Annotated in this window: 7 protein-coding genes; all 7 read left to right on the forward strand. The window is 70.5% G+C overall.

The window, feature by feature from the left end; all coding sequences use genetic code 11:
• The coding region (locus D7X99_RS41130; protein WP_121782489.1) for a TIGR04551 family protein at positions 1 to 1,743 on the forward strand (1,743 nt) is incomplete at its 5' end.
• A 3-nt stretch (positions 1,744 to 1,746) separates the two neighbouring features.
• The gene (locus tag D7X99_RS41135) at positions 1,747 to 1,962 is read left to right on the forward strand and encodes a hypothetical protein (RefSeq protein WP_121782490.1); all 216 of its coding nucleotides are present in this window, start codon (positions 1,747 to 1,749) and stop codon (positions 1,960 to 1,962) included.
• Positions 1,959 to 3,200 (forward strand): diaminopimelate decarboxylase, encoded by a 1,242-nt coding sequence (gene lysA, locus D7X99_RS41140; protein WP_121782491.1) that lies wholly within the window; start codon positions 1,959 to 1,961, stop codon positions 3,198 to 3,200. The genes D7X99_RS41135 and lysA overlap by 4 nt, the downstream gene beginning before the upstream one ends.
• A gap of 16 nt (positions 3,201 to 3,216) precedes the next feature.
• Complete coding sequence (gene dapA / locus D7X99_RS41145) at positions 3,217 to 4,104, forward strand: 4-hydroxy-tetrahydrodipicolinate synthase (RefSeq protein ID WP_121782492.1); 888 nt, start codon at positions 3,217 to 3,219, stop codon at positions 4,102 to 4,104.
• 15 nt (positions 4,105 to 4,119) lie between these two features.
• On the forward strand, positions 4,120 to 4,938 hold the full coding sequence (dapB, locus tag D7X99_RS41150) for a 4-hydroxy-tetrahydrodipicolinate reductase (protein ID WP_121782493.1): 819 nt from the start codon (positions 4,120 to 4,122) through the stop codon (positions 4,936 to 4,938).
• Positions 4,935 to 5,702, forward strand: coding sequence for a fumarylacetoacetate hydrolase family protein (locus tag D7X99_RS41155; RefSeq protein WP_120599242.1), 768 nt, complete (start codon positions 4,935 to 4,937; stop codon positions 5,700 to 5,702). The genes dapB and D7X99_RS41155 overlap by 4 nt, the downstream gene beginning before the upstream one ends.
• A complete protein-coding gene (gene folK / locus D7X99_RS41160; RefSeq protein WP_121752573.1) occupies positions 5,699 to 6,238 on the forward strand; it encodes a 2-amino-4-hydroxy-6-hydroxymethyldihydropteridine diphosphokinase in 540 nt (179 codons plus the stop codon). Before D7X99_RS41155 ends, folK begins: the two co-directional genes overlap by 4 nt.
• The last annotated feature ends 76 nt before the right edge of the window (positions 6,239 to 6,314 follow it).

The following is a 6,314-nucleotide window of genomic DNA, read 5'->3' on the forward strand; positions in this document are numbered from 1 at the left end:
GCCCCGGCCGCCGCTTCCCCCGCCCCCACCACGGAGGGCTCCGTCAGCCGCGAGGAGTTGGAGCAGCGCCTGGAGGCCACGCGTCAGGAGCTGCGCGAGGACATCCGCGCGCAGACGGCCACCCAGGCCGTGGCCAACAATGACTGGCAGGAGGAGTGGACGGAGGAGAAGCGCAAGCTGGAGCTGTTCACGCTGGACGGCTACCTGCGCGTCCGCCCCGTGCTCTTCTACAAGTTCGACCTGGGCAAGCCCGCGCTGCCCTCCGGCACGCCCCTGGGCCGCCAGCTGTGGACGCGCTCGCCGCGCTCCGCCTCCGAGCAGACCCAGGCGGGCGCCAACATGCGCTTCCGCCTGGACCCGTCCTTCAACGTCTCCGAGGACGTGCGCATCAAGGCGCAGGTGGACGCCCTGGACAACGTCCTCTTGGGCTCCAACCCGGACAGCGCCTACAGCGGAGATGGGCGCAACAACTTCACGCTCTTCTCTGAGAACGAGTCCCCGTCCAACTCCGCCGTCAACGCGTTCAAGGACTCCGTCATCGTGCGGCGCGCGTACGGTGAGGTGACGACGCCGGTGGGCATCCTGCGCTTCGGCCGCATGGGCAGCCACTGGGGCCTGGGCATGCTGCGCAACGACGGCAACTGCCTGGACTGCGACTACGGCGACACGGTGGACCGCATCCAGTTCGTCACGGAGCCGTTCGCCGGCTGGTACGTGACGCCCATGCTGGACTTCAACTCGGAGGGCCTGTCCACGGAGAAGGCCAACACCCTGGGCGAGCCGGTGGACCTCACCCAGTCCGACGACGCGCACAGCCTGGTGCTGGCCATCGCGCGGCGCGACACCGAGCAGCAGCAGAAGGCCAAGCTGGACAACAACCAGGGCGTCCTCAACTACGGCCTGTACTTCACCTACCGCACGCAGCGGTACTCCACCCTGTCGGAGACGGGCGTCCCGTTCGACGTGGCGAACCCCTCCAACCCGATCACCGTCACCACGCCGGCGTTCGTCCCGCGCGGCGGCACGCTCTACATCCCGGACCTGTGGTTCAAGTACGAGGAGAAGAAGTTCCGCGTCGAGGCCGAGTTCGCCGCGCAGCTGGGCTCCATTGACGGGCGCGCCCTCACGGCCAACGACCCCACCACCCAGTCGCTGCGCATCGCGCAGTTCGGCGGCGTGCTCCAGACGGAGTTCCACGTCATCGAGAACAAGCTGCACCTGGGCATCGAGATGGGCTTCGCCTCCGGTGACAGGGCGCCGGGCTTCGGCAACTACCCGGGCCGCCAGGGCTCGGGCTCGGATGGCAACACCGCGCCGGGCGACGTGGAGGGCCGTCAGTACAGCTGCGACAACGGCGGCTGCAGCGACAACGCCATCCGCAACTTCCGCTTCAACCGCGACTACCGCGTGGACGTCATCCTGTGGCGCTCCATCCTCAATGGCGTCACGGACGCGTTCTACGTGAAGCCGGGCCTCAAGTACTCCATCGCGGAGGGCTTCGACGTCTACGGCAGCGTCATCTACTCGCAGGCGTTCTACGCGGAGTCGACGCCGTCCTACATCAGCAAGAGCCTGGGCCTGGAGGCGGACATCGGCGCGCGCTACATCACCGAGGACGGCTTCGTGGCGGGCATCGACTACGGCATCCTCTTCCCGCTGGACGGCCTCAAGGACCTGAACCTGCCGGGCCAGGAGCTCAGCACCGCGCACGCCATCCGCGGCATGCTGGCCATCCGGTTCTAGCCCATGCGCTCCGTCCTCCCGCGGCTGTTCGCCGCCGCCAGCCTGACGTTCGCGCTGGTGGCATGCGGCATCAAGGGCAGCCCCCGCGCGCCCCGGCCGGCGCCGCTGCCCGCGCCCACGGCGGAGACGATTCCCGCGCAGCAATCGCCACGCGGACCCGTGGAGCCCTCCGGCCCCACGGTGCCTCCGTCCACCTCGGACGCCGGGCTGCCCGAGTGAGCGTCTTCCACCACCAGAAGGGCGTGCTGCACGCGGAGAAGGTGCCGCTGCCCGCCATCGCGGACGCGGTCGGCACGCCCACGTACGTCTACTCCACCGCCGCGCTCACGGAGCGCTTCCAGGCGGTGACGGGGGCGTTCCAGGGGCAGAAGCACCTCATCTGCTACTCGGTGAAGGCCAACTCCAACCTGGCCATCCTGGGCCTCTTCGCCAGGCTGGGCAGCGGCTTCGACATCGTGTCCGGCGGCGAGCTGGCGCGCGTGAAGCAGGCCAGCGGCGAACCGGGCAGGACGGTGTTCGCGGGCGTGGGCAAGACGCCGGACGAGATGGCCCAGGCGCTGTCCCAGGGCCTCCTGCTCTTCAACGTGGAGAGCGCGGAGGAGCTGGAGGCGCTGGATGCAGTGGGGCGCAAGCTGGGCAAGCGCGCGCCGTTCGCCCTGCGCGTGAACCCGGACGTGGACGCGCGCACGCACCGCTACATCTCCACCGGCCTGAAGACGTCCAAGTTCGGTGTGCCCTTCGAGGAGGCGGTCGCCCTCTACGCGAAGGCGAAGAAGATGAAGGGGCTGAAGGCGCTGGGGCTGGACTGCCACATCGGCTCGCAGCTCACGCGCACCGCCCCCGTGAAGGCCGCCCTCACCAAGGTGGCGGACCTCTACGTCACGCTCAAGGCCCGGGGCCACGCGCTGGAGTACCTGGACGTGGGCGGTGGGCTGGGCATCACCTATTCGGACGAGACGCCGCCCAGCCCCCAGGAGTACGCGCGCACGGTGCTGAACGCGACGGAGGCCACCGGGGCCACGCTGCTGCTGGAGCCGGGGCGGGCGCTCGTGGGCAACGCGGGCGTGCTGCTCACGCGCGTGCTGTACAGGAAGCCCACGGAAGCGCGGACCTTCGTCGTCGTCGACGCGGGCATGAACGACCTGATGCGCCCGGCCCTCTACGAGGCGCACCACGACCTCCAGCCGGTGGTGAAGCGCCGTGGCCGGGACGTGGAGGTGGACGTCGTGGGGCCGGTGTGTGAGTCCACGGACGTGCTCGCGCGGGCGCGCCCCCTGGTGCTGCCTCGCCAGGCCGACCTGTACGCCTTCATGAGCGCCGGGGCTTACGGGATGAGCATGGCTTCCACCTACAACTCGCGGCCCCGGCCGGCGGAGGTGCTGGTGGACGGAGCGGCCTGGCGTGTCGTGCGGGAGCGCGAGCGCGTCGAGGACCTCTGGCGCGGTGAGCGGGCCTGAACGTATAAGCGCCGGAATGAAGACCTTCGAAGGCTCCATGACGGCGCTGGCGACTCCGTTCCTCGACGGCGCGCTGGACGAGGGGGCCTTCCGGGCCCTGGTGCGCTTCCAGCTGGAAGGCGGCACGAACGTGCTGCTGCCCATGGGCACCACCGGCGAAGCGGTCACCATGGACGCGGACGAGCGCGAGCGCGCCATCGCCGTCGTCGTGGACGAGGTGAAGGGCCGTGTGCCGGTGGTGGCGGGCGCGGGCAGCAACAGCACGCGCGAGACGATTGATTCCGTACGCCGCGCGCGCGAGGTGGGCGCCAACGGCGCGCTCATCGTCACGCCCTACTACAACAAGCCCACGCAGGCGGGCCTGGTGGAGCACTACCGCGCCATCGCGAAGGCGCACCCGGGCTTCCCGCTCATCGCCTACAACGTGCCGGGCCGCACGGGCGTGGACCTGCTGCCGGAGACGGTGCTCCAGCTGTGTGACATCCCGGAGGTCGTGGCGCTGAAGGAGGCCACGGGCAACCTCATCCGCGCGGTGGACCTGGTGGAGAAGTGCGGCGAGCGGATGACGTTCCTGTCCGGCGACGACTTCACGGTGCTGCCCTTCATCGCGTGCGGCGGCAAGGGCGTCATCTCCGTGTCCTCCAACGTCGCGCCCCGCATGATGGCGGACCTGGTGGCGGCGGCGCGGAGCAACGACCTCGCGAAGGCGCGCGGCCTCCAGGTGCGGATGAACGCGCTGCACCGGCTGCTCTTCGTGGAGTCCAACCCCATCCCGGTGAAGTGGGCGCTGCACCTGATGGGCATGTTCGGTCCCGAAATCCGCCTGCCGCTCGTGCCCATGGGCGAGGCGAACGCCGCGAAGCTCAAGGCCGAGCTGTCCGGGCTGGGACTGCTGAAGGCCTGAAGGGAAAAGAGCGCCATGACCCGCACCGTCATCACCGGCATCTCCGGCCGCATGGGCAGCACGCTGGTGCGCCTGGCGAAGGCCGCCAGCGACCTTCCGGTGGTGGGCGCCACGGTGCGCCCGGGCAGCCCCCTCTCCGGGCAGGACGCGGGGCTCGTGGCCCGGCTGGGCGCGCCGCTGGACGTGATTGCGCACGACGACCTGGGCCGCGCGCTGGACGGCGCGAAGGCGGACGTCGTCGTGGACTTCACCGGCCCGGAGGCCACGCTGCAGCACGCGCGCATCTGCGCCGAGCGCGGCGTGGCGCTGGTGGTGGGCACCACGGGCTTCACGCCGGAGGGGCGCGCGCGGCTGGAGGCGCACGCGAAGCGGATCCCCATCGTCGCGGCGCCCAACATGTCCGTGGGCGTGAACCTGGTCATCCGCATGGCGGCGGAGCTGGCGCGCGTGCTGGGCCCGTCGTTCGACGTGGAGGTGCTGGAGGCGCACCACCGCATGAAGAAGGACGCGCCCAGCGGCACCGCGCTGAAGCTGGCGGAGGTTCTGATGGACGCGCTGGGCCGCACGAAGGACGACCTCACCTTCGCGCGCGAGGGGCAGACGGGCGCCCGCCCGCCGGGTGAGATTGGCGTGCAGGCGCTGCGCGGCGGGGACGTCGTGGGCGAGCACACGGTCTACTTTTTCGGCGAGGGCGAGCGCATCGAGCTCACCCACCGCGCGACGAACCGTGATCAGTTCGCACAAGGGGCGCTGAGGGCCGCGCGCTGGGTGGCGGGCCGCGCTCCGGGACTCTATGACATGGCCGACGTGCTCGGCCTCCAGGGGAAGACATGACCGCCCGTTATTGCCGCTTCCAGGTCGAGGGCCGTGCCAGCTACGGCCGCGTCGACGGCAACGAGGTGGTGGTGCTCACCGCCGCGCCGTGGGCCGGCGGCAAGGAGACCGGCCTGCGCCGTTCGCTCAAGGGCCTCACGCTGCTCACGCCGTCGGACGCGTCGAAGGTCGTCTGCATCGGCCAGAACTACCGCAAGCACGCGGAGGAGATGGGCAAGCCCATCCCCACGGAGCCGCTCATCTTCACCAAGCCCTCCACCGCGCTCAACGGCCCGGGTGCGCCCATCCGCCTCCCCAAGGCGAGCCAGGAAGTGCACTACGAAGCGGAGCTGGCGCTCGTCATCAGTGAGCGCCTGAAGAACGCGGACGAGGCCACCGCCGCGCGCGCCATCTGGGGCCTCACCTGCTTCAACGACGTCACCGCGCGCGACATCCAGCGCAAGGAGATCCAGCACACCCGCGCCAAGGGCTACGACACCTTCGCCTGCGCGGGCCCCTGGGCCGTGACGGGCCTGTCCCCCGCGGACCTGCGGGTGGTGTGCCGGGTGAACGGACAGGTGCGCCAGGATGGCCGCACGTCCGACATGGTGTTCAGCCCCGCCCGCCTGGTCTCCTTCATCTCCCACATCATGACGCTGCTGCCCGGCGACCTGGTGAGCACGGGCACTCCGTCCGGCGTGGGCGCGCTCAAGGCGGGGGACACGGTGGAGGTGGAGCTGGAGGGAATCGGAACCCTGGTGAACCCGGTTGAGATGGAGCCTTGAGTGCGACCGTCTATGTAGGACTGGGTTCCAACGAGGGCGACCGCGAGTCCCACCTCGTGGCCGCCCTTGCCGCGATGTCGTGCATCGACGCGGTGTCGGTGCTGGGCTGTTCCTCCCTCTATGACTCGGCCCCGGTGGGGCCCGCGCAGCCGCGCTTCCTCAACGCCGTGGTGGCGCTGGAGTGCGACCTGACGCCGCAGCGCCTGCTGTGCATCCTCCAGCGGATCGAGCAGGACCTGGGCCGCCGCCGGACGCAGCGCTGGGGCCCGCGCACCATCGACCTGGACATCCTCCTGTGGGACGAGGAGGACCACTCCGTCGTCGCGGACGCGAACCTCCAGGTGCCCCACCTTGAACTGCACAAGCGCCGCTTCGCGCTGGAGCCCCTGGCGGAGCTGGCCCCCGACGCCCGCCACCCGGTGCTGGGCGTGACGGTGCAGGAGCTGCTCGCGAAGCTCGCCCCCCAGGACGTCCGCAAGCGCGAGGCCCTCTTCTGGCCCGACATGGGCGCCCGTTTCCCCGTCCACGAACTATGAGCCTGTCCCTCGTCCTGGCCACGACCGCGCTGCTCGCGGCCGAGCCCACCTCCCTGCCTCCCGGCCACCCCACGAT

The organism is Corallococcus sp. AB032C, assembly GCF_003668935.1.
In the GTDB taxonomy this organism is placed as follows: domain Bacteria; phylum Myxococcota; class Myxococcia; order Myxococcales; family Myxococcaceae; genus Corallococcus; species Corallococcus exiguus.